This window comes from Pseudoalteromonas sp. AOP7-A1-14, assembly GCF_052376275.1.
Lineage (GTDB): Bacteria > Pseudomonadota > Gammaproteobacteria > Enterobacterales > Alteromonadaceae > Pseudoalteromonas.
In genome coordinates this window covers 1-1,707 of record NZ_JBQSVO010000223.1, presented here as the reverse complement: position 1 = coordinate 1,707, position 1,707 = coordinate 1, and the positions used below count along the sequence as shown (strand labels likewise).

Here is a 1,707-nt window from a genome sequence, read left to right as displayed (position 1 = left end):
TCGGCCCAAGCGGTGATGGCGAATAAAGTATTCAGGAGTCTATTCAAGTATCTGAGTGTGTAGCCAAAGAGGCAAAAGACAAGTGGTCTGAAAACTACTTCAATGATTTTGAAGAAGCGCTTTCAGGCTTTATAGATAAGATTGAGTCTGAAGTCAAAGACCCTCAGGCGCTTATGCTGAATGGGCCATCTCAGCCAAGCGATAAACTACACAAAGAATTGAGGTCACTGCGACCTTTCGTTGAGTCTTGTGAAACTAAAGTTGGGGCAGAAGTCGAATTCTAGTACCTAACAAAACAGTTTATCCTATTCTGTTTATTCTTTTGGCGTTACGAGTAATAGCTTTGCTTTTTGACCATCAGTTAATATAGCTATATTACCGTTATCGGTTACAAATACATCTCGTAGCCTTCCAGTGATCTCTGGGAATACATGTGATTGGGTAAAATCACCATCATCTAAATTAACCGCATAGAGTTTTTTGTCGACTAGGGTGGTGATCAGGACGTGCTTTTTCAGTGAAATAAAGGCACCTTGCTTTGAGCCATAATAAGCCATACCTGAGGGCGCAATAGACGGCGTCCAATCAACGGTAGGCTTTTTCATACCTGAATATTCTGTAAAAGGTGAAATACGGGCTTGAGAATAATCTTTACCATAAGTTATCACCGGCCAACCGTAATTGGTGCCTGCAGCTAAGTAATTTAGTTCGTCACCACCAGCAGGGCCATGCTCATGACTGACGATTTGTTTGGTATCATAATCATAAACCAGCCCTTGGGTGTTACGGTGGCCAAGTGAGAAAACCGCACGTGCAACCAGGGTTTCATGATCAATATATGGATTGTTTTTTGGTAAACTGCCGTCTAAATTTATACGTAATACTTTGCCAAGCTGGCTAGTTATTACTTGTGCTTGTTCTCGATGATCAAAGCCATCACCACTTGAAAATAGTAAAGTATTATCAGGTAGCACAAGGGCGCGCCCTGCATGATGCTGTGGTGTGTCTTTATCAGTTGCAACTTGATAAATGATCTCAGGTTGTGAAAAGCCGGTGCCATCAAAGGTGGCTTTAGCAATCACGACTCGGTTTGCGTCAGAGTTACCTTGAACATAAGTGAAAATAACTTTATTGGTCTCACTATAATCAGGCGATAATACAATATCGAGCAGGCCTCCTTGGCCGGCAACATATAATCCATCAAGCGCTAAATTAACTCTAGATTGTTGATTGTTTTTTACAATTACTACGTGACCGTCACGTTCGGTAATTAACCATGTGCCATCAGGCAGTTCGACCATACTCCATGGAGATTGCAGCTCAGTGGCTAGGGGGAAAATTTTGTGTTTTTTTGTTGGTAACGGTGTGTCGGCTTGTACTGAAAATACAAAAAGCCAAGTAAGTGTAAAACAGCAGATAGATTGTTTACGACTCAAGCCTTTGCTACTGTTGATAAAACGTTTCATTTTAAGTTGAGAAAACCATGAACTTTTTAACACGTTTGTTACCTTCATTTTTAGCTTCCTGGTTACTTACATTCACACTTGCTAGCTTGTTTCATAGTCAATACGTTGTCAATCAATTAGTTAATGTTGGTGTAGTCGTTGGTTTTAGTGATCGGGTTAGTTTAACCCTCGATGATTGGCTGGGCTTACTACCAACTTATGGTGCTATAATTGCTGTTGCATTGCTGATTGCATTTTTAAT

1 protein-coding gene and 1 pseudogene are annotated in these 1,707 nt (G+C 40.7%); one reads left to right on the top strand and one right to left on the bottom strand.

The annotated features are described in order from the left end of the window. Positions 1–314: 314 nt before the first annotated feature. Entirely contained in the window at positions 315–1,499 is a 1,185-nt protein-coding gene (locus tag ACT3RM_RS17700; protein WP_441835572.1) for a PQQ-dependent sugar dehydrogenase, read from the bottom strand. On the opposite strand from ACT3RM_RS17700, the pseudogene ACT3RM_RS17695 reads away from it, so the two are divergent. After that, a pseudogene (locus tag ACT3RM_RS17695) lies at positions 1,484–1,707 on the top strand (hypothetical protein); the annotation flags it as partial. The gene ACT3RM_RS17700 and the pseudogene ACT3RM_RS17695 overlap by 16 nt on opposite strands.